A 20605-nucleotide genomic window follows, 5' to 3' on the forward strand; every position below is an offset into this window, starting at 1 on the left:
TCGGTCGACGCCCGAGTCGGAGTCGGCGTGCTCTGGTTGCTGAGCGTCGGCGACGACACCGAGCGCACCGGCAGCGGGGAGTCCGTCGGCGGGACGCTCGATCCGGCAGCGGGCGGCGGGCTGCTCGGCGTGGAGCCGCCGGGCGACAGCGGTTGCTGCGTGCACGCGCCGCGCGCCGGGAGCAGGCCCAGTTCGTCGGTGGTGCCGGTGGTGATCTGGTAGCAGCTCAGCCGCGAACCGAGCGCGGTCGTCCGCTGCTGCACCCGGTCGAGCAGGACGCGGGCCTGCGCGAAATCCTCGCGGGCGGACGCCGGTACATCGGCTTGTTCCGATTCCAGCTGGTGCGACTGGCTCTGCGCCCACGACTCCAGCGACGTCAGCCCCGAGCGGTTGCCGCTCGTCGTCGCCAGCTCGGTGAGTCCGGCCACGCCCGCGCGGACGTCGCTGCTGAAATCGTGCAAGGCGGTTTGGTACGCCGACGGTGTGGCGTCGCTCATCCGGCCCAGTTCGGTGACGCGGTTCGCGGCGAACTTCAGGTGCTTCTCGGCCTTGGCCTGGTCGCCGAAGGTCAAGCCGAGCGACGTGACTTCGCCCGCTCGCTTCACGCTGTACAGCGCGTCACCGGGCAAGGCGTCTCGCGACAGCAGCAGCGTCAGCCCGCCCAGGCCGAGGACCAGCGCGATGCCCGCGGCGGCGAGGTCGGCCATCCGCGGCCGCCATCGCCGTCGGGGAAGCGGCTCGCCGATGCGGCCTTCGATCTCGGCGCGGATCCTGGCGCGGGTGGCTGGATCGGGGTCGCCCGCTTGGCCCAGTTCGTGCAGGGCGCCGACGAGCGCCAGCTCCTCGGCGAACTCGTCCGGCCGCTGTCCGGGGGAAGCATTGATCGCGTCGTCGAACCGCTCGCTCTCGGTCCGACCACGCGAAAACCACCCGGGCACGCCCACGGTGCTGCTCCGTCTCCACCAACGCCCGGCCCTGACTGCCGGTCTGCGGTGGGGAAACGATTAAGAAGCCGAAAAAGTTACGGCTGATCGTTGAACGATCAACGCAGGCCGGTGGGCAGCAACTGCGCGAGCCGCCGGACCGCGCGGTGCTGCAGCGCCTTCACCGCGCCCTCGTTACGGTCCATGATCTGGGCGGTCTCGGCTACCGACAGCCCCTGCAGGAACCGGAGCACGATGCATTCGCGCTGGTCGTCGCCAAGCTCGGCGACGCACCGCAGCAGTTCGGCCCGGGTCGCGCCCGCGATCGCCTGCTGTTCGGGGCCTGCCTGCGCCACCGGGCCGACCGGTCCGCCGCGCACGCCGCCCGGTTCGGCGACCTCGTCGGTGACGACCTCGAGCCGGAACCGGCTGGACTTCACGTGGTCGAGGATCAGGTTGCGGGCGATGGTGACGAACCACGCGCCGACGTCGCGGCCCTGATAGCTCACCGACGTGATCCGGCGCAGCGCGCGCAGGAAGGTCTCGCTGGTGACGTCCTCGGCCAGGTCGCGGTCGCCGAGGCGGAAGAGCGCGTAGCGGTAGACGACGTCGACGTACCGGTCGTACAGCTGGCCGAACGCGGAGGAGTCGCCCGCCTGCGCGGCCCGCACCAGTTCCCACGCCTCGGCCTTGGCGACCTCGGCGGGGTCCGGTTCGGCGTCGGCCTTGGGCAGCGGCACGGCGGCCGCGGACGAGCCGAACACGCGGTCGGCGAACATCGCGACCGGTCCGCGGTGTGCGGTGGCGGACAGGGTGATCGGACGGGTCATCGAGCGGCACCTCCGGCTGTCCCTGGTGCTGCCGGGCGCGTACCCGAGGGCGTGACGGCGTGCCGCGGCGCGTGTCCCACTTCCTCGTGGACCGGCAGCTTCGGCACGACGACTCCCTTGTTCGGGTCACCCGGTAGTGATCAACGCCACCCGGCGACGCAGTGCAGCATACGTGTTGTTACCGCGAAGTAGGTAGTGTCCCGGTCAGGCAGAGGTGCGACGATCGCGCGGCATCCCCATTACGGGTGACAAGATGACGAATCCGCAACGGAACGAGAGGGGTGGGAGTGGACCGGATCAGCACCGCCCACGGCGTCGCCGGCCTGCTCGCCGATGCGGCCAGCCGCTGGCCGGAGCGCACGGCGGTCACCGAGACGGGCACGGGCAGCACGCTCACCTGGCGACAGCTGGACGAGGCCGCGCACGCGCAGGCGCGCCGGCTGGTCTCCGCCGGTGTCGCGCCCGGCGACCCAGTGGTGCTGCGGCTTCCGACGTCGGCTGACTTCGCGGTCGCCCTGTTCGCGGTGCTGCGCGCGGGTGCGATCGCCGTGCCGCTGTCGCCGCAGGCCCCCGCGCCCGAGCTGGAGCGGCTGCTGGAGCACTGCGGCGCGAAACGCGTGGTGCAGCGCGACGACGCCGAGCTGCCCGAGGGCATCGCTGGCCTGCCGCCGCGCGGCGACGAGCCGGGCGACCCGGTCGACCTCGGTCGTTCCGGCGAGGACATCGCGGTCATTTCGTACACCTCCGGCACGACCGGCCCGCCGCGCGGAGTGCTGCTGTCGCACCGGGCATTGCTGGCGAACCTCGCTCAACTGTCCCAAGTGGACGGTGTGACCGAGCACGACGACCGCGTGCTGGTGTCGATCCCGCTCTTCCACGTCTACGGCCTCGGTCCGGGGTTGCTCATGGCGACCGCGGTCGGCGCGACGCTGGTGCTGTCCGAACGCTTCGAAGCCCGGCGGACGCTCGAAGACTGCGCCGAACATCGCGTCACGGCGATCACCGGCGTGCCCGCGATGTACAACGAATTCGCCTCGCTCGAGACCGAGGAACTGAGCCGCGGGCTGGCGACGGTCAAACGGCTGACGTCCGGTGCCGCGCCATTGCATCCGAAGGTGCTCGCCGCGATCCGCGAGGCCACCGGGCTTGATGTGTACGAGGGCTACGGGCTCACCGAGTGCGCGCCGGTGGTGACGTCCACGCTGGTCACCGGCTATCCGAAGCCCGGCTCGGTCGGACGGCCGCTGCCCGGGATCGAGCTGCGGCTGGTGGAGTCCGACGGATCCGCCGACGACCTGCCGCTCGACCCGGAGGAACCGGACGACGTCTTCGAGTCCGGCGGCAGCACCGGGCTGGTGTCGGTGCGCGGGGCGAACCTGTTCTCCGGGTACTGGCCGGACGGCGCGCACGGCCCGGACGCCGAGGGCTGGTTCCGGACCGGCGACGTCGGCTATCTCGATTCCGACGGCGACTTGCATCTGGTCGACCGGGCGAATGACTTGATCATCGTCAACGGCTTCAACGTCTTCCCGCACGAGGTCGAGGAAGTGATCTCACGGCTGCCCGAGGTAGTCGAGGCCGCCGTCGTGGGCGTGGTCGACGAGCGAAGCGGCGAAGCGGTGAAGGCGGTCGTGGTGCCTGCCGAAGGCGCGGCGTTGTCGGAGCAGCAGGTGGTGGACCAGTGCACGGCGCATCTCGCCGGGTACAAGGTGCCGCACACGGTCGAGTTCGCCGAGACGCTGCCGCATTCGGCGACCGGAAAGCTGCGGCGGCTGAAGCTGCGCTGACGGCCTCGTGAGTGGCAATGCCGGTTAGAACCGGGATTGCCACTCACGAGCCTAAGGTGGGGTGGTGCACAAAGTGACCGTGATGAGCCGCGAAGGATGCCACCTGTGCGACGTGGCCGAGGCGGACGTCGCGCGGATCTGCGACGAACTGGGCGTGCCATGGGAGACCGCGGACGTCGACAGCGACCCGGAATGGCGCGCCGAATACGGCGACCAGGTGCCGGTGATCCTCATCGACGGGGTCGAACACGGGTACTGGCGCGTCGAGGAAGAACGGCTGCGCGCGGCACTGCGGTAAGCAACCCGTAAGCGCTTTGAACGGGCCGGATGCGGTCGGACCCGCCGAAGATGGTGGGGTGAGTGCGTTGAAGGAAGCTCCGCTGGCCGCCCGGCCGCGTTTGTCCCTGGGCATCGCGACGTTCATCGGCCTGGTCTCGCTGGCCGTCGCGCTGGGCGTGGGACATCTGGTCGCCGGATTTGTCGGGTACAACGCGTCGCCGTTCGTCGCGGTCGCGGACTTCGTGATCGCGCACAGCCCGCACGCCGTCGTGGCGTGGGCGGAGCAGACGATCGGGACCGCCGACAAGACCGTGCTCAAGATCGGTCTGGCCGTGGTGCTGCTGGGGTTCGCGGTGCTCGCCGGACAGCTTTCGCGCAGCCGTCCGTTGCCGGGCCAGCTGCTGGTGATCGTGGTCGGCGCGTTCGGAATCTTCGCGGTCTTCGAGCGCACGGACGTCGGACAGCTCGCGTTGCTGGCTCCGGTACTGGCGCTGGGCGCTTCGCTGCTGGTGTTCAGCTGGCTGCACAAACGCGCGCTGCCGCCGGAAACCGAGCTGCGGCAAGGACTCAGCCGTCGACAGGTGTTGCAGCGCGGCGCGGGAATCGCGGCCGGGGCCGGGGTGGCGGCGATCGTCGGCGAGGTCGTATCGACCACTGGCAGCGCGGCTGGCTCCCGGGCTGCGGTCGGGCCGCTGGTCGCTGCCCGGAAGGCCCCGCCACTGCCTCCGGACGCGGATTTCCACAAGCTCGGCTCGCCGCCGTTCATCACGCCGAACGGGAGCTTCTACCGGATCGACACCGCTTTCGTCGTGCCGCAGGTCCGGGCCGAGGACTGGGCTTTGAAGATCCACGGCATGGTCGACCGCGAGGTGAGCTTCTCCTACGCCGACATCCGGAACCGCCCGCTGGTGGAACGGACCGTGACGCTCACCTGCGTATCCAACGACATCGGCGGCGACCTGATCTCCACCGCCAACTTCATCGGGGTGGACCTGGTCGACCTGCTGGACGCGGCGGGCGTGCACCCGGGCGCGCAGCAGATGTACGCGACCAGCGTCGACGGATTCACCTGCGGCACTCCGGCCAACGTCGCGCTCGACCCGGCGCGCGGCGCGATGCTCGCGATCGGCATGAACGGCGAGGCGCTGCCGGTCGAGCACGGGTTCCCGGCGCGGATCGTGATCCCCGGGCTGTACGGCTACGTCTCGGCCACCAAATGGGTCGCCGACCTGGAGTTCACGACCTGGGACGCGCGGCAGGCGTACTGGCTGCAGCGCGGCTGGGCGGAGCAGGCCCCGATCAAGACCGAATCGCGGATCGACGCACCGGCCAACGGGACTTCGGTGCGCGCGGGCAAGGTCCGGGTGGCGGGGACGGCGTGGGCGCAGCACGTCGGGATCGCGAAGGTCGAAGTGCGGGTGGACCAGGGCGCGTGGGTCCCGGCGACGCTTTCGGCCGAGGTCAACAAGGACACCTGGCGGATGTGGTGGGCCGAGGTGCCGGTGCCGCCGGGCAGCCACACCGTGACGGTGCGGGCGACGGACCAGTCCGGTTACACACAAACGGACCGGCCCGCGGACCCCGTTCCAGACGGTGCGACGGGCTGGCACACGGTGCCATTCACCGCTGCTTAAGCCAGCTGTTGCTGTCCGTGAGGGGAACCCTGAGGGACTCAGAGTCCCTCAGGGTTCCCCTCACGGACGCGAGGAAGGCCGAGCACCGCAGCGGAGGTCCAGGTGCTGGCGTGGACTTCCGAGGGGTGGGGTTGTGCTTCTGGTCATGCGGATGACCAGTGACTTTGTGCATGCGTTCACAAGTGGACTACCGTAGGAACCCGTCCCCGCGAGGTCCGGCATCGAACCGGACGGAAGCCGTGGGGTCAAGGGTTGGTTTTCCACTGCCGGACAGGCAGGTGGGGGACAGCGCGGGCACGAAGCCGGATTGAGGAGAAGTCAGCGTGGTGACACAGCGGGGTGGGCGCAGCGGTGCCGAACCGCCGGCCACGCCTCCCCGCGACGAGTCCGAAGCCGCCCCGCCGACCGCGCGCCGGACCGGTGGACGGCACGCCGCGGGCAGCCGCCGTCGAGCCACGGTGAGCGAGAACGGCTTGGCGCGCAACGGGAATTCAGCGGAAGCCGGTCACGAGAACGGGCAGGCCGGGCACGACCAGGTCGCCGGTGGCGGAGAGCACGCCGCGGGCAACGGTCGCGCCTCCGGAAACGGCAGGGCAGCGTCTGGCAACGGCCGCGCCAGCCGCGCGACCACCCGAGCCGCCGCGTCAGCCGAAGCGAGCCGCACCGCCGAGCCAGCCGAGGGCAGCCGCGCGACCAGCCGAGCCGCCGCGCAAGCCCAACCCCCCGCCGAGAGCGACGCCAAACCCCGCTCCCGCCGCGCGTCCCGGACTTCCCGCCCCGCGCCGGACGCCGACAACGCCCCGACCGCCGAGATGCCCGCCGTTTCCGACGGCGAGGACACCGCGGTCCGCGCGAAGCAGATCCCGGAGGCCGCCGTCGCCCGGCTGGCCGTCTACCTGCGGATCCTCTCCGGATTGGCCGAACAGGGCGCGACCACCGTCTCCAGCGAGGAACTCTCCGCGGCGGCGGGCGTGAACTCCGCCAAACTCCGCAAAGACCTCTCCTACCTGGGCTCTTACGGCACCCGCGGCGTCGGCTACGAGGTGCAGGTGCTCGTCAGCCAGATCGAACGCATCCTCGGCCTCACCCGCCAGCACCGCGTCGCCGTGGTCGGGATCGGCAACCTCGGCCACGCGCTCGCCAACTACGGCGGCTTCCCCGGCCGCGGGTTCCCGGTCGAGGCGCTCTTCGACCTCGACGCCGATCTGATCGGCGTCCCCGTAGGGGGTCTCCCGGTCTCGCATATGGACGACATTCCTCGCGTTTGCTCCGAACGGGAGATTTCCGTGGGGATCATCGCCACACCTCCTACCGCCGCGCAGTCGGTGTGCGACAGGCTGGTGGCGGGCGGCGTCCAGTGCATCCTCAACTTCGCGCCGGTAGTGCTCCAGGTGCCGGCACACGTCGAGGTCCGCAAGGTCGACCTGGCTGTCGAACTGCAGATCCTCTCGTTCCACGTGGCCCGGCGCGCCGACAGCGCGGCGAGTGCGGGGTCCGCGGGGGAAAACCAGGGGAATACCGGGTTACCCGGCACCGGCCTGCCCGCCGACAATGGCAGCACGGGCAATGGCAGCACGGGCGGCGGACGAAACGGCGCCGGTACGGACGGCGGTCTCGGAATGGTGGTGCGCTGAATGAGCGTGTTGGCGGTCGGGCTCTCCCATCGCAGTGCGGATCTCGGCACGCTCGAGCGGGCGGCGATCTCCGCGGACGAGCTGACCAAGGTCCTGCACGACCTGCAGCAGGCGGAGCACATCAGCGAGGTCATGCTCGTCTCGACGTGCAACCGCATCGAGGTCTACGCCGTGGTGGAGACGTTCCACGGCGGCGTCAACGACGTCTCGGACGTGCTCTCCCGCAAGGCCGGGATGGAGCCAGCCGAGCTGTACGACAGCCTGTACGTGCACTACGCGGGCGCGGCCGTCGAGCACCTGTTCTCCGTCACCTCGGGCCTTGACTCGATGGTGGTCGGCGAGACGCAGATCCTCGGCCAGATCCGGTCCGCGTACGCCACCGCGCGCGACGCCGGCACCGTCGGCCGCACGCTGCACGAGCTGATCCAGACCACGTTGCGCGTCGGCAAGCGCGTGCACTCCGAGACCGGGCTCGACCAGCTCGGCGCGTCCGTCGTCTCCGAGGCGCTGGCCGCCGCGGGTGACATCGCGGGCAAGCACGCGCTGATCGTCGGGGCCGGTTCGATGGGCGCGCTCACCGCGTCGCAGCTGCGCAAGGCCGGGATCGCCGAGATCACCGTAGCCAACCGCACCGAAGCCAACGCCGCCCGGCTGGCCGAAAAGGTCGGCGCGGAGGGGATTCCGGCGCGGTCGGTGCCGCTGTCCGAGCTGGCCGGCGCGGTCGAGCTGGCTGACCTCGTGGTGGCGTGCACCGGTGCGCAGGACGCGGTGTTCCTCGCCGGGCACGTGCCCGCGCGCGCCGGACGTCCGCTGGTCGTCTGCGACCTCGGGCTGCCCAAGGACGTCGACCCCGCGGTCGCCGAACTCGCCGACGTCACCGTGGTCGACCTGGAGACGATCCAGCGCCGCATGCGCGACGCGGGCGCCCCGACCACCGACCGGCAGACCGCCAAAGCCAACGGCATCGTGCTCGACGAGGTGCGCGAGTACCTCGCCGGACAGCGCAGTGCCGAGGTCACGCCCACGGTCACCGCGCTGCGCAGGCGCGCGGCCGAGGTGGTGGACGCGGAGCTGCTCCGCCTGGACAACCGGCTGCCGGAACTCGACAGCCAGGTTCGCGAGGAGGTCGGCCGCACGGTTCGCCGCGTGGTCGACAAGCTGCTGCACGCGCCGACGGTGCGGGTCAAGCAGCTGGCCGCCGAGACGGCCGACACCGACTACGCCAACGCGTTGCGGGAACTGTTCTGCCTCGACCCGCAGGCTCCTGCGGCCGTGGCGAGCCCGACAGCGCCGGAAACCGAGAAGAAGCGGTAAGTGACCAGAGTCATTCGCATCGGCACGCGGGGCAGCAAGCTCGCCCTCGCGCAGACCGGCATCGTCGCCGACACCATCCGCGCCACCGGGGCGGAGGTGGAGATCGTCACCGTCACCACGCCCGGCGACCTCTCCGGCGCCCCGATCTCGCAGATCGGGGTCGGCGTGTTCACCTCGGCGCTGCGGGAAGCGTTGCTGCGCAACGAGATCGACGTCGCCGTGCACTCGTACAAGGACCTGCCCACCGCACCCGAGGCCGGCCTCGTGCTGGCCGCGGTGCCGCCGCGCGAGGACCCGCGCGACGCGCTGATCGCCCGCGACGGCCTCACCCTCGGCGAGCTTCCGCCGGGCGCGAAGGTCGGCACCGGCGCGGCGCGGCGGATGGCCCAGCTGCGCGCGCTGGGTCTCGGTTTGGAAATCGTGCCGATCCGAGGCAATATCGATACCCGCATGCGCAAGGTGGCCGACGGCGAGCTGGATGCCGTGGTGCTCGCGCGTGCCGGACTGGCCAGGGTCGGCCGGGTGGACGAGATCACCGAAACCCTCGACCCGATCCAGATGCTGCCCGCCCCCGCGCAGGGGGCGCTGGCGCTGGAGTGCCGGGCCGCCGACGTGGACATCGAGCACCTGCTCGCGTCCGCGGTGGACGACGAGAGCACGCGGGTCGCGGTGACGGCCGAACGGGCTCTGCTCGCCGCGCTCGAAGCCGGGTGCAGCGCGCCGGTGGGCGCGCTCGCCGAGATCGTCGAGGACCTCGACGACGAGGGCGCGGTGGTGGAACGCATCTCGCTGCGCGGCACCGCTGCCGTCGAAGGCGAGAACGGCGGCGTCGACATGGTTCGGGCTTCCGCGATCGCCGGGATCGGCGACGCGGAGAAGCTCGGCCGGGAGCTGGCCGCCGAACTGCTTGACCTGGGAGCCGGGGCGCTGCTCGGCCCCGCCCTGTGACGCCAGCCGTCACCGACCCGCACGACCTGCCCGACATCCGCGGCCGGAGCACCGGCCGCCCAAGAGGAGAAGAACACCAACGATGACCCCTGCTCGCAAGACCGCCGGGCGCGTCGCCTTCGTGGGCTCGGGCCCCGGGGACGCCGGGCTGCTCACAGTCCGCGCCCAGGAACTCCTGGCCAAGGCCGAGGTCGTGGTGACCGACCCGGACGTGCCCGCCAGCGTGCTCGCCTCCGCCGCCCCCGGCGCCGAGGTCCGGCCCGCCGTCGGCGAACCGTCCGACGTCGCGAAGGACCTGACCGCCGAGGCCAAGGCAGGCCGGCTCGCGCTGCGGCTGGTCTCCGGCGACCCGCTGACCAGCCCGGCCGTCGTGGCCGAGGTCCAGGCCGTCGCTCGCACGTCCGCCGTGTTCGACGTCATCCCGGGCGTCGCGCCGGGCACCGCGGTGCCGGCGTACGCGGGTGTCGCGCTCGGCGGCACCTACACCGAGGCGGACGTCCGCGGCGAGGTCGACTGGGGCGCGCTGGCCGCGGTCCCCGGCCCGATCGTGCTGCACGCGACGTCGGCGCACCTCGCCGAGGCCGCCAGCCAGCTCACCGAGAAGGGGCTGCCCGCCACCACGCCGGTCGCGGTCACCGCGAACGGCACCATCAACACCCAGCGCACGCTGGACACCACCCTCGCCTCGGTCGCGAACGACGCTGGTGAGCTGGTCGGCCCGCTGGTCGTGACCGTCGGGCAGGCCGCCGGACAGCGTTCGAAGCTGTCCTGGTGGGAGTCGCGGGCGCTGTACGGCTGGAAGGTCCTGGTGCCGCGCACCAAGGAGCAGGCCGGCGAAATGGCCGAGCGGCTTCGCGGCCACGGCGCCACCTCGCACGAGGTGCCGACCATTTCGGTCGAGCCGCCCCGCAGCCCGGCGCAGATGGAGCGTTCGGTCAAGGGCCTGGTCGACGGCCGGTACCAGTGGATCGTCTTCACCTCCACCAACGCGGTGCGCGCGGTATGGGAGAAGTTCGAGGAGTTCGGCCTGGACGCGCGGGCGTTCTCCGGCGTGAAGATCGCCTGCGTCGGCGAATCGACCGCGGCGAAGGTGCGTTCCTTCGGCATCATCCCGGAGCTGGTCCCGACGGGCGAGCAGTCGTCCGAGGGCCTGCTGGCCGAGTTCCCGCCGTACGACGACGTGCTGGACCCGGTGAACCGCGTCCTGCTGCCGCGCGCGGACATCGCCACCGAGATCCTGTCGGCTGGTCTTGTTGAACGCGGCTGGGAAGTGGACGACGTCACGGCCTACCGGACCGTCCGGGCCGCGCCGCCGCCAGCCGAGACCCGCGAGATGATCAAGACCGGCGGGTTTGACGCGGTCTGTTTCACCTCGTCGTCGACCGTGCGGAACCTGGTGGGGATTGCCGGGAAGCCGCACACTCGCACGCTGGTCGCGTGCATCGGGCCGAAGACTGCCGAGACTGCGGTGGAGTTCGGTCTGCGGGTGGATGTTCAGCCGGAGAAGGCTGACGTGCCGCATCTGGTGGACGCGCTTGCCGAGCACGCGGCTCGGTTGCGGGCGGAGGGGGCGTTGCCTCCGCCTCGGAAGGCTAAGCGGACTCGGCGTAGCTGAGGTTTGGCGAGGGCTCCCTTGAGGTTTGAGGGGGCCCTCGCCGGTTCCGGGGTCGTGAGTGGCAATGCCGGTTCTAACCGGCGTGAACACTCACGAGGCGCGGGAGTACCTTGGATGTGTGTTCCCTGAGCAGCGACCCCGCAGGCTTCGTACTACTCCGGCTATGCGCAGGATGGTCAGTGAGACCACGTTGCGGCCACGGCAATTGATCCTGCCGATGTTCGTCGGCGAAGGGCTTGCCGCGCCGCGGCCGATTGCCAGCATGCCGGGCGTCGTTCAGCACACTCGCGACACTCTGCGCAAGGCCGCTGTCGAGGCGGTCAACGCTGGGGTCGGCGGGATCATGCTCTTCGGCATTCCGGAGAAGCGGGATCCGGAGGGGTCCGGCGCGGTGGACGAGAAGGGCATTCTCAACGTCGCGTTGCGGGATCTGCGCAGCGAACTCGGCGACTCCACCGTCCTGATGGCCGACACTTGCCTGGACGAGTTCACCGACCACGGGCACTGCGGCGTTCTTGACGCGGACGGTGTGGTCGACAACGACGCCACGCTGCGGTTGTACGCCGAGATGGGCGTCGCGCAGGCGGAAGCCGGGGCGCACGTGCTCGGGCCGAGCGGGATGATGGACGGGCAGGTCGGCGTGATCCGCCGGGCGCTCGACGAGGTCGGGCACAGCGAGACCGCGATCCTCGCCTATTCGATCAAGTACGCCAGCGCGTTCTACGGGCCTTTCCGCGAGGCTGTCGATTCGCAGCTCAAGGGCGACCGCAAGACTTACCAGCAGGACCTCGGCAACGCGCGCGAGGCGATGCGGGAACTCGAGCTGGACCTCGCCGAGGGCGCGGACATGGTCATGGTCAAGCCTGCACTGTCCTATTTGGACATCATCAAGGCGGCCGCCGACATCTCGCCGGTTCCCGTCGCGGCGTACAACATCTCCGGCGAGTACGCGATGGTCGAGGCGGCCGCGGCGAACGGCTGGATCGAGCGCGAGCGCACCGTGCTCGAGGTACTCACCTCGATCCGCCGCGCGGGCGCGGACGTCATCCTGACCTACTGGGCGGCCGAGGCCGCGGCCTGGCTGGACTGAGCCCGGGTAGGGTCTTTCGGGTGGCCGAGAACGACAAGAACACCCCGAAGCCGGGCAACCTGACCTCGGACGACCTGTCCGGGCTCACCGACGACGAACGCCGCAAGCGCGGGTTCGCGCCGGATCCGCTGCTGCCCGGGGAGAAGGCGCCGAAGGCCCAGCCTCCGACGCCGGTGCACGCCGCGTTCGTACTAGCCATCCTGGCAACGGTCGTTGTCGTGGCCGGGCAGATCCTCACCGTCGTGCTCAAGCAGCAACTGGTCGACCGGGCGGTCGAGCAGGTGCAGAAGTCCGGCCAGAAGGTCGACATCGCGCAGGTTCAGGCCAACGCCAACACTCTCGTATGGGCCATGCTGATCGGCGCGTTGTGCTTCGGCGCGCTGCTCGTGCTGTTCGCCTGGAAGGCTCGCGAGGGCACCCGATCGGCGCGCAGCATCGTGACGCTGCTGGCGGTGCTCGGCATCGTCTTCGAACTCGGGGTGATCCGCAGCATCTTCTCGATCGTCGCGTCGCTGGCGTTGATCGCCATGCTGATCCTGCTGTACCTGCCCAAGGTCGCGGACTACTTCCCGAAGGTCGGCAAGAACCTGTAATGGCGGCAAGGACGCTGTATTCCGAGCCGGGCGTCGGCTGGTCGGCGCTGGTCTGGGGCCCGTTGTTCGCGCTGCTGGGCGCGCTCGCCGAACTGGCCACCGGCGGGCCGACGCACGTCGTCGGCTGGGTGCTGATCGGGGCCGCGCTGGTCGCGCTGACCCTGCCCTGGGTCTACGCGCGGCGGCGGTTCCTTTCCCTCGAGGTCACCACCGAGGGGCTGCGGCAAGGGCGCGAGACGCTGGCCGCCGAGCGGATCGGTTCGGTGAGCGACGTCGGGGCGCCGGTCGGAACGCGCGTTCTCGGCGGTGGCTGGTCGGTGCCGCGGAAGTACGACGAGTTGCCGGTGGAGCTGGACGACGGCACGGTGGTGCTCGCCTGGGCCCGCGACGTCGAAGCGCTGAAGACCGCGCTCGCCGAGCTGGCCGCGAAGAACCACCCGGATGCCGAGGAGCGGGCCGATGACTCCCGGAACTGAACCCCCACGAGGGACGCGGAACGACGGCGAACCTGAAAGGCTGGACCCCGTGATCGACCTACCCCAGCCGACCGGAGCCGGGCTTTGGCCGCCGGAGGAAACGCAGCCGCGGACGAAACTCAACCAGCCGTGGCGCGCGTTCGTCGCGCTCGGCGAGGTCGTGGTGGCCGGATTGGTGCTGTGGGCGGCGTTCGCGCTGTGGCACGCCGGGGTCGTCACGGTCGTCACCACCGCGGGCGACGGCACTCGATTGGCCTCGCAACGGTACTTCGGCGGACATATCGCCGGGGGGCTCGGTTTGGGCACGCTGTCGGCGGTATTGATCGTGGACGCGGTCCGGCAATTGTTGCTGGCGGTGCGGGCGCGGCATAAAAAGAAGAAGGACTGATTACACAGCTGTCCCACAGGAAACCAACAGCTAACTGCTAAGCAGTCCCAGCAGTGTTGCGGCCATGACGCGGCTGCGCACACGAACCTGGGTGATCAACGGAGTCCTTGTCGTGCTGCTAGGCGGCGCGGCTTTCGGGATTTATCAGGCCTTTTCGCCGGCGAGTTCGACGGCACAAGCCCAAACCCGCACGACTCCGGTCCGCCGCGCGAACGTGTCCCAGACCGTGTCGGCGGCGGGCACGATCGCGAGCACCTACACCGGCGCCGCGAACTTCACGACGTCCGGCAAGGTCACGAGCATCGACGTGAAGGTCGGCGACGTCGTGAGCGCCGGGCAGAAGCTCGCCACGATCGACTCTTCCCAGGCCAGCAAACAACTTCAGGTCGCCAAGGCCAACCTCGCGGTCGCCGAGGACAACCTCACCACGGCGGAGGACAACCCGCCGGCGAACCAGACCGCGGCACAGGCGCAGAGCAGCACCACGTCGCTGCAGGCCAAAGTGGATCAAGCGCAACTGGACGTCGACAACGCGGAAACGGCGGTCTCCGCAACGACGTTGACCGCGCCGGGTGCTGGGACGGTCACCGCGATCAACGGGACAGTCGGGCAGCAAACGGGCAGCGGAGCCAATTCCAGCAGCAGTTCCGCGGGCGCGGCTTCGTCTAGTTCCGGTTCCGGTTCCGGCGGACAGTCTGGGCAGCAGTCGTCGTCCAGCAGTAGTAGCAGCACTGGCTTTATCGACATCACTGACATGGGCAATCTTGTCGTCAATACTTCGGTGGCGGAAATTGACGTGAGCAAGGTGAAAACTGGTCAGAAAGCCACCGTCGCTTTGAACGCGACGCCGGATCAGCCGTTGCAGGCGACCGTTTCCAGCATCGATCTCACGCCGACCACGAGCAGCAATGTCGTCAGTTACGGGACGAAACTGGCGTTGACGAATCCGCCGTCGGGGCTGCGGCCAGGACAGTCGGCGAGCGTCGTGATCACCGTCGCGGAAGCCGACAGCGTGCTGAGCGTTCCGGCCGCGGCGGTGCGGACCAGCGGCACGACGAACGTGGTCACCGTGGAGCAGAACGGGCAGTCGGTATCGCGGCAGGTCGAGGTCGGCGTGCGCGGAGAGTCCACTGTGGAGATCAAGTCCGGGCTCAACGAGGGCGACAGTGTGGTGCTCACCGCCGCGTCGCCGACGACGTCGAGCGGCTCCAACGGTCAGCAGCGCAGTGGCGGCACCGGCGGTCTTGGCGGGTTCGGCGGCGGTCAGCAGGGCGGATTCGGCGGCGGACGCCAAGGCGGCGCCGGGGGCCGGGGATGAAGCCGGTGATCGCGGTCTCCGGACTGCGCAAGACTTACGGCAGCGGGGAAACCGCGGTGCACGCGTTGCGCGGGGTCGATCTGCAGGTGTGGCCGGGCGAGTACGTCGCGATCATGGGCGCGTCCGGGTCCGGCAAGTCGACGCTGCTGAACATGCTCGGCTGCCTCGACACGCCTACCTCGGGCCGGTATCTGCTGGACGGGTTCTCGGTCGCCGATCTCAACGAACGTCAGCTTTCGTTGCTGCGCAACCGAAAGATCGGCTTCATCTTCCAATCCTTCAATCTCGTGCCGCGCACCAGCGCGTTGTCCAATGTGGAATTGCCGATGGTCTACAGCGGACTTAAGCGGGGAGAACGGCGTCGTCGCGCATTCGCCGCGCTGGAGATGGTCGGGCTGACCGACCGAGCGAAGCATCTGCCGAACGAACTGTCCGGCGGACAGCAGCAGCGCGTCGCGGTGGCACGGGCACTCGTGGGCGGACCGGCGTTGCTGCTCGCCGACGAACCGACCGGAAACCTCGACCACGCAAGCACTGTCGACATCCTCGGCGTCTTCGACCGGCTCAACGCACTCGGTCGCACGGTCGTCGTCATCACGCACGAGGACGAGGTCGCACACCACGCGCACCGCGTCGTGCGGGTCAGCGACGGGCGGATCGTGTCGGACGAGGTCCGCGCCGGGGTGGTCGCGTGAATTTCGTCGAGATCATGCGGTTCGCGGTGCGCGGGCTCGCCTCGAACAAACTGCGTTCGGTGCTCACCACGCTCGGCATCACCATCGGCGTCGCGTCGGTGATCTTGTTGGTAGCAGTGGGAAACGGCGCTTCGGCGGCGATCACCGCGAGCATTCAGGGCCTCGGCACCGACGTGGTCAACGTGTCGCCGCTCCGCGGCGGCGGGCAGACCAGCCAGGTCCGGCCGCTCACCGTGCAGGACGCGCACGCGCTGGTCGACCCGGTCGGCGCGCCGGACGTCAAGGCAGCGGCACCGGTGGTGAACACCACCGCGACCGCGACGTACGGGCAGACCTCCTACGACGTGTCGAGCGTCGTCGGCACCGAACCGAGCTACTTCACCACCACGAACCGCCAGCTCGCCGACGGCCAGCTGTTCAGCGCCGAGGACGTGACGCAGGCGCGCAAGGTCGTGGTGCTCGGGCCGACGACGGCGCAGTCGATCTTCGGCACCGCTGAGCCGGTCGGGAAGAACGTGCTGGTGAACAGCATCCAGTTCACCGTGATCGGCGTGCTGCAGACGAAGGGCAGCACCGGGCTGCAGAACGCCGACGACGTCGCGATCGCCCCGATCAGCGCGGTGCAGAACTCGCTCGCCGGCTACGGCGGGCTGAACCAGATCGCTGTACAGGCGACCACCGCCGACTCGATCGGGTTCGCCCAGTCCGAGGTCACCGCGATTCTCGACGCCCGGCACGGCATCCAGGCCTCGGCCAATCCGGACTTCCAGATCCAGAACTCCGCGCAGCTGCTGCAGACCCGCACGTCGGCGATCCAGACGTTCACCGTGCTGCTCGGCGCGGTCGCGGCGATCTCGCTGCTGGTCGGCGGGATCGGCGTCACGAACATCATGCTCGTCACGGTCACCGAGCGGATCCGCGAGATCGGCATCCGCAAGGCGATCGGCGCGCCGCGCTCGGCGATCCTCGGCCAGTTCCTCGCCGAGGCGACCATGCTGAGCTTGTTCGGCGGGCTGCTCGGTGTGCTGATCGGCGTGGTCGGCAGCCGGTTCAGCATCGCGGGCATCCAGCCGGTCGTGGTGCCGTCGTCGATCGCGCTCGCGTTCGCGGTGTCCGCCCTGATCGGGCTTTTCTTCGGCAGTTTCCCGGCGAACCGGGCTTCGCGGCTGCGGCCGATCGACGCCCTCCGGCACGAGTAGGAGCGTCATGTCCGCGTCCACCACCCAGCCCATTCCGACTCCGCCGGAGGAACCCGCCGAAACCACGGCGGCGATGGGGCGGCTTCCGGAAGACCTCATCGCCGAACCCGCCGTCGAGGGCGATCTCACCGCTGAGCTGAACCAGGTCGCGCGGCCGTTCGGCAAGCCGACGCTCGTGCTCGCCGGGCTGTTCGTGCTGGCATTGGCGTTCGCTGGCGGCGCGTGGACGCACGCGGCGTTCGGTCCGTCGAGCAGTACTTCCAGCGCCCGTACGGCGTCTGGTCCAGGTGCCGGGGCTGGTTCGGGACAGCAGGGCGCGGGCGGCTTCGGCGGACGCACGGCAGGCGGTCGCGGGACGGTCGGCACCGTGGAGAAGGTCGACGGCAGCACGGTCACGTTGAAGACCGTACAGGGCAGCGAAGTCACAGTGTCCACTTCGGACAGCACGACGGTCGGCGTGACCCAGCCGGGCAAGCTCAGCGACCTCAAGCCGGGTCAGACGGTGACCGTCCAGGGCCGCACCGGATCGGACGGTTCGGTGACCGCTCAGGCGATCGTGGCGCAGCCGGGCCGTTAGGGAACGTCGTTGAGCGCGATGATCGCGACGTTCAGCGCGGTCGTGTAGAGCAGCCACGCCAGATACGGCACGAGCAGCAGCGCGGCGGTGCGGGAACGGCGGTAGAAAAGCGCGATCGTCACGATCACGGTGAAATCGAGCAGCACGATGTCCACGCACGCGACCTGCGTGGAGCCGCCCGCGAAAAACAGCGAGATCCACATCAGGTTGAACAGCAGGCCGATGCCGTACGCGGCGAAGCCCTGGTTCTCGCCATCGGTGCGCCAATAAGTCCAGCCGGCGACGGCGAGCACGATGTACAGGACTGTCCACACCGGACTGAACAGGGACGAGGGCGGGGCCCACTCCGGCAGCACGTACCGGTTGTAGGCGTCCGGCGCGGTCGTCGCAGCCAGCGCGCCTACCAGCGCGATGACGCCGACCAGCCCGAAGAACACCGCGAGCATCAGCCACGGGTTCCGGCGGTGTGTGGGCGCCGTCACGTCTCCTCCATGGCTCGCCCCGTCCATGCGCGCCCATCTTAAGAGCGAGTGGGCCGGTGTGCCGGGTGGCAATCGGGTGGCAGCTTGGGCGCCGCCGACACCCGAACGGAGGATTTGCGAGACTGGAGCGGTGAGCACTGGCACCGAGCAGTCCAAAGCATGGTTCGCACGCGCCAAGGCAGCCGTTCCGGGCGGGGTGAACTCGCCGGTGCGTGCCTTCAACTCGGTCGGCGGCACGCCGCGGTTCATGGTCCGCGGCGAGGGCCCGTATCTGTGGGACGCCGACGGCAACCGCTACGTCGACCTCGTCTCCTCGTGGGGCCCGATGATCCTCGGCCACGCGCACCCGAAGGTCGTGGCCGCCGCCCGCGCGGCCGCCGAGCACGGGCTTTCCTTCGGCACGCCGACGATCGGCGAGGTCGAACTGGCCGAGGAGATCATCGGCCGGGTCGGCCCAGTCGAGCAGGTCCGGCTGGTCAACTCCGGCACCGAAGCCACGATGAGCGCCATCCGGCTGGCTCGCGGGTTCACCGGCCGCGCGAAGATCGTGAAGTTCGCCGGCTGCTACCACGGGCACGTCGACGCGCTGCTCGCCGAAGCCGGTTCCGGCGTCGCGACGCTTGGCCTGCCGACTTCGCCGGGCGTCACCGGCGCGCAGGCCGCGGACACGATTGTCTTGCCGTACAACGATCTTGACGCGCTCCGGAAGTCCTTCGCGGAGAACGAGGGCCAGATCGCCGCGGTGATCACCGAAGCGGCCGCGGGCAACATGGGCGCGGTGCCGCCGGACGCGGGCTTCAACGCCGCACTGCGGGACATCGCGCACGAAAACGGCGCGCTGCTGATCATGGACGAGGTGATGACCGGCTTCCGCGTCTCGCGCGCCGGCTGGTTCGGCCTCGAAGGCGTGGCAGGCGACCTCTACACGTTCGGCAAGGTGATGTCCGGAGGGCTGCCCGCCGCGGCGTTCGGCGGCCGCGCGGACATCATGGCGAAGCTCGCGCCCGGCGGTCCCGTCTACCAGGCAGGCACGCTGTCCGGTAACCCCGTCGCGGTCGCCGCCGGTCTCACCGCGCTGCGCGAAGCCGACGACGCTGTGTACGCGAAGCTCGACGCCAACGCGAAGCGCCTCGGCGGGCTTTTCGAGAAGGCGCTCAGCGAAGCGGGCGTCACGCACACTGTGCAGTACGCGGGCAACCTCTTGAGCATCTTCTTCACCGACAAGCCCGTACGCACCTACGCGGACGCGCAGGCCTCCGAGACGTGGCGCTTCCCGGCGTTCTTCCACGCGCTGCTCGAGGCGGGCGTGTACCCGCCACCGAGCGCGTACGAGGTGTACTTCGTGAACGCCGCGATGGACGACGAAGCGTTCGCCGTCATCGAAGCCGCGCTTCCGGCGGCGGCGCGCGCGGCGGCTGAGGCGGTTCGCCCGTGACCACCGTTGTCCACATGCTGCGGCACGGCGAGGTCCACAACCCGGAGAAGATCCTCTACGGGCGGCTGCCAAACTTCCGGCTTTCGGAGCGCGGGCAGCGCCAGGCGCTCACTGTCGCCGAGGCGGTCGCTGGGCACGACCTCGCGTACGTCGTCGCTTCGCCGCTTCAGCGCGCGCAGGAGACCGCGGCACCCATCGCGGGCGCGCACCGTCTCGACATCGCTACTGACGAAGGTCTCATCGAAGCGGCGAACGTCTTCGAAGGCCAGCGCGTGGCGGTGGGCGACGGCGCGCTGCGGCAGCCGAAAGCGTGGCCGCACCTGGTGAATCCGTTCAAGCCGTCGTGGGGCGAGCCGTACGTCGAGATCGCGCACCGCATGCTCGGCGCGGTGCACCGTGCGCGCGTAAAGGCCGAAGGGCGCGAAGCGCTGTGCGTGTCGCACCAGCTGCCGATCTGGACGCTTCGCCGGTTCCTCGAAGCGAAGCGGCTGTGGCACGACCCGCGCCAGCGGCAGTGCTCGCTCGCGTCGCTCACCAGCCTGGTGTTCGACGGCGAAGAGCTGCTGGAGATCGTCTACAGCGAACCCGCGGGCACGACCGACCCCAAGGTGACCGGCGCATGAAACGGCGGCTGCTCGGGATGCTGACGGCCGCCGCGCTGGTCGTGACGGGCTGCTCGACCGGCAAGGACGCGGTCGTCTCGGGCGGCACCTTCACCTTCGTCTCGCCCGGCGGCAAGGTCGACATCACCTACCCGGTGAACGAGCGCCAACAGGCCCCGACGCTGGCCGGCGACGACCTGATGCACGAGGGCAAACAGCTCTCGATCGCGGACTTCCCCGGCAAGGCGCTGGTGATCAACCTGTGGGGCCAGTGGTGCGGCCCGTGCCGTGCCGAAGCGCCGGAACTGGAGACCGCGAGCAAGCAGATGGCCCCGCTCGGCGCCCAGGTGATCGGACTCGACGTCCGCGATCCGGCGCGCGATGTGGCCCAGGACTTCGTGCGCGACCGCGGCCTCACGTACCCGTCGATCTGGGACCCGTCCGGGCGCGTGCTGCTGCAGCTGGCGGGGTATCCGCGCAACATCATCCCGTCGACGCTGGTGCTCGATAAGCAGCACCGGGTGGCGGCGGTGTTCCTGCGGCAGGTGCTGGCCTCGGACCTGGTTCCGGTGGTGCAGCGGCTGAGCGCAGAGAAGTAGCCTCGTGAGTGCTGGTGCCGGTTAGAACCGGCATAAACACTCACGAGACCCGAGTACCGCCCTTGCCGCACGGGCAGGCTCTGCCAGGCGAGGCGCAGACGTGCCCTTCCCCTGGCCTGGCTTCTCGTGAGTGGCGATGCCGGTTAGAACCGGCATCGCCACTCACGAGGGGCCAGGACCAAGGTCC

At 70.0% G+C, this 20605-nt stretch carries 21 protein-coding genes; 18 read left to right on the top strand and 3 right to left on the bottom strand.

Features of this window, described 5'->3' with window-relative positions; translation table 11 throughout:
• Both D0D37_RS19630 and D0D37_RS19635 read right to left on the bottom strand, forming a co-directional pair.
• A partial coding sequence (locus D0D37_RS19630) for a DUF5667 domain-containing protein (RefSeq protein WP_116202016.1) occupies positions 1-944 on the bottom strand: 944 nt, incomplete at its 3' end.
• A gap of 98 nt (positions 945-1042) precedes the next feature.
• Positions 1043-1753, bottom strand: a complete 711-nt coding sequence (locus tag D0D37_RS19635) for a sigma-70 family RNA polymerase sigma factor (protein WP_116202017.1) — start codon at positions 1751-1753, stop codon at positions 1043-1045.
• A 281-nt stretch (positions 1754-2034) separates the two neighbouring features.
• Between D0D37_RS19635 and D0D37_RS19640 the strand changes: the two genes are divergently transcribed.
• From D0D37_RS19640 to D0D37_RS19710, 15 genes are all read left to right on the top strand, one after another.
• A complete protein-coding gene (locus D0D37_RS19640; RefSeq protein WP_116202018.1) occupies positions 2035-3540 on the top strand; it encodes an AMP-binding protein in 1506 nt (501 codons plus the stop codon).
• 61 nt (positions 3541-3601) lie between these two features.
• The gene (locus D0D37_RS19645) at positions 3602-3838 is read left to right on the top strand and encodes a glutaredoxin family protein (protein ID WP_116202019.1); all 237 of its coding nucleotides are present in this window, start codon (positions 3602-3604) and stop codon (positions 3836-3838) included.
• Positions 3839-3896: 58 nt separating this feature from the next.
• The gene (locus D0D37_RS19650) at positions 3897-5453 is read left to right on the top strand and encodes a molybdopterin-dependent oxidoreductase (RefSeq protein WP_116202020.1); all 1557 of its coding nucleotides are present in this window, start codon (positions 3897-3899) and stop codon (positions 5451-5453) included.
• Between the two features lie 812 nt (positions 5454-6265).
• On the top strand, positions 6266-7087 hold the full coding sequence (locus D0D37_RS19655; RefSeq protein WP_116202063.1) for a redox-sensing transcriptional repressor Rex: 822 nt from the start codon (positions 6266-6268) through the stop codon (positions 7085-7087).
• Positions 7088-8401 (top strand): glutamyl-tRNA reductase, encoded by a 1314-nt coding sequence (locus tag D0D37_RS19660; protein WP_116202021.1) that lies wholly within the window; start codon positions 7088-7090, stop codon positions 8399-8401. It begins immediately after the preceding gene.
• Positions 8402-9349, top strand: a complete 948-nt coding sequence (gene hemC / locus D0D37_RS19665; protein WP_162834334.1) for a hydroxymethylbilane synthase — start codon at positions 8402-8404, stop codon at positions 9347-9349. It begins immediately after the preceding gene.
• Between the two features lie 82 nt (positions 9350-9431).
• Positions 9432-10964 (top strand): bifunctional uroporphyrinogen-III C-methyltransferase/uroporphyrinogen-III synthase, encoded by a 1533-nt coding sequence (locus D0D37_RS19670; protein ID WP_116202022.1) that lies wholly within the window; start codon positions 9432-9434, stop codon positions 10962-10964.
• 118 nt (positions 10965-11082) lie between these two features.
• Positions 11083-12054 (top strand): porphobilinogen synthase, encoded by a 972-nt coding sequence (gene hemB, locus D0D37_RS19675; protein ID WP_116202023.1) that lies wholly within the window; start codon positions 11083-11085, stop codon positions 12052-12054.
• A 20-nt stretch (positions 12055-12074) separates the two neighbouring features.
• On the top strand, positions 12075-12647 hold the full coding sequence (locus D0D37_RS19680; protein WP_116202024.1) for a hypothetical protein: 573 nt from the start codon (positions 12075-12077) through the stop codon (positions 12645-12647).
• Positions 12647-13123, top strand: a complete 477-nt coding sequence (locus D0D37_RS19685; protein WP_116202025.1) for a hypothetical protein — start codon at positions 12647-12649, stop codon at positions 13121-13123. The genes D0D37_RS19680 and D0D37_RS19685 overlap by 1 nt, the downstream gene beginning before the upstream one ends.
• A 49-nt stretch (positions 13124-13172) precedes the next feature.
• Positions 13173-13511 (top strand): hypothetical protein, encoded by a 339-nt coding sequence (locus D0D37_RS19690; RefSeq protein WP_162834335.1) that lies wholly within the window; start codon positions 13173-13175, stop codon positions 13509-13511.
• Positions 13512-13575: 64 nt separating this feature from the next.
• Positions 13576-14829 (top strand): efflux RND transporter periplasmic adaptor subunit, encoded by a 1254-nt coding sequence (locus D0D37_RS19695; RefSeq protein WP_116202027.1) that lies wholly within the window; start codon positions 13576-13578, stop codon positions 14827-14829.
• A complete protein-coding gene (locus D0D37_RS19700) occupies positions 14826-15524 on the top strand; it encodes an ABC transporter ATP-binding protein (protein WP_116202028.1) in 699 nt (232 codons plus the stop codon). Before D0D37_RS19695 ends, D0D37_RS19700 begins: the two co-directional genes overlap by 4 nt.
• Positions 15521-16723 carry an ABC transporter permease gene (locus tag D0D37_RS19705; protein ID WP_116202029.1) on the top strand — a complete coding sequence of 401 codons (1203 nt, stop codon included), beginning with the start codon at positions 15521-15523 and terminating at the stop codon, positions 16721-16723. The genes D0D37_RS19700 and D0D37_RS19705 overlap by 4 nt, the downstream gene beginning before the upstream one ends.
• Positions 16724-16730: 7 nt before the next feature.
• On the top strand, positions 16731-17300 hold the full coding sequence (locus D0D37_RS19710) for a DUF5666 domain-containing protein (protein ID WP_116202030.1): 570 nt from the start codon (positions 16731-16733) through the stop codon (positions 17298-17300).
• On the opposite strand, the gene D0D37_RS19715 is transcribed toward D0D37_RS19710, so the two are convergent.
• A complete protein-coding gene (locus tag D0D37_RS19715) occupies positions 17297-17782 on the bottom strand; it encodes a TspO/MBR family protein (RefSeq protein WP_095213800.1) in 486 nt (161 codons plus the stop codon). The two genes, D0D37_RS19710 and D0D37_RS19715, sit on opposite strands and share 4 nt — an antisense overlap.
• Positions 17783-17912: 130 nt before the next feature.
• On the opposite strand from D0D37_RS19715, the gene hemL reads away from it, so the two are divergent.
• The 3 genes from hemL to D0D37_RS19730 are packed head-to-tail and all read left to right on the top strand — an operon-like array spanning position 17913 to position 20418.
• The gene (gene hemL / locus D0D37_RS19720; protein ID WP_116202032.1) at positions 17913-19217 is read left to right on the top strand and encodes a glutamate-1-semialdehyde 2,1-aminomutase; all 1305 of its coding nucleotides are present in this window, start codon (positions 17913-17915) and stop codon (positions 19215-19217) included.
• On the top strand, positions 19214-19840 hold the full coding sequence (locus tag D0D37_RS19725) for a histidine phosphatase family protein (protein ID WP_009071997.1): 627 nt from the start codon (positions 19214-19216) through the stop codon (positions 19838-19840). Before hemL ends, D0D37_RS19725 begins: the two co-directional genes overlap by 4 nt.
• Positions 19837-20418, top strand: a complete 582-nt coding sequence (locus tag D0D37_RS19730; protein WP_116202033.1) for a TlpA family protein disulfide reductase — start codon at positions 19837-19839, stop codon at positions 20416-20418. The genes D0D37_RS19725 and D0D37_RS19730 overlap by 4 nt, the downstream gene beginning before the upstream one ends.
• Positions 20419-20605 lie beyond the last annotated feature (187 nt).

This window comes from Amycolatopsis circi, from assembly GCF_003385235.1.
Taxonomy (GTDB): domain Bacteria; phylum Actinomycetota; class Actinomycetes; order Mycobacteriales; family Pseudonocardiaceae; genus Amycolatopsis; species Amycolatopsis circi.

What these genes read in the sequence shown, in the direction of transcription:
- D0D37_RS19700 (WP_116202028.1), top strand. Translation starts at nt 14,826, where the DNA reads ATGAAGCCGGTGATCGCGGTCTCCGGACTGCGCAAGACTTACGGCAGC.
- D0D37_RS19685 (WP_116202025.1), top strand. Translation starts at nt 12,647, where the DNA reads ATGGCGGCAAGGACGCTGTATTCCGAGCCGGGCGTCGGCTGGTCGGCG.
- D0D37_RS19660 (WP_116202021.1), top strand. Translation starts at nt 7,088, where the DNA reads ATGAGCGTGTTGGCGGTCGGGCTCTCCCATCGCAGTGCGGATCTCGGC.
- D0D37_RS19730 (WP_116202033.1), top strand. Translation starts at nt 19,837, where the DNA reads ATGAAACGGCGGCTGCTCGGGATGCTGACGGCCGCCGCGCTGGTCGTG.
- D0D37_RS19635 (WP_116202017.1), bottom strand. Translation starts at nt 1,753, where the DNA reads ATGACCCGTCCGATCACCCTGTCCGCCACCGCACACCGCGGACCGGTC.
- D0D37_RS19695 (WP_116202027.1), top strand. Translation starts at nt 13,576, where the DNA reads ATGACGCGGCTGCGCACACGAACCTGGGTGATCAACGGAGTCCTTGTC.
- D0D37_RS19670 (WP_116202022.1), top strand. Translation starts at nt 9,432, where the DNA reads ATGACCCCTGCTCGCAAGACCGCCGGGCGCGTCGCCTTCGTGGGCTCG.
- D0D37_RS19710 (WP_116202030.1), top strand. Translation starts at nt 16,731, where the DNA reads ATGTCCGCGTCCACCACCCAGCCCATTCCGACTCCGCCGGAGGAACCC.
- D0D37_RS19655 (WP_116202063.1), top strand. Translation starts at nt 6,266, where the DNA reads ATGCCCGCCGTTTCCGACGGCGAGGACACCGCGGTCCGCGCGAAGCAG.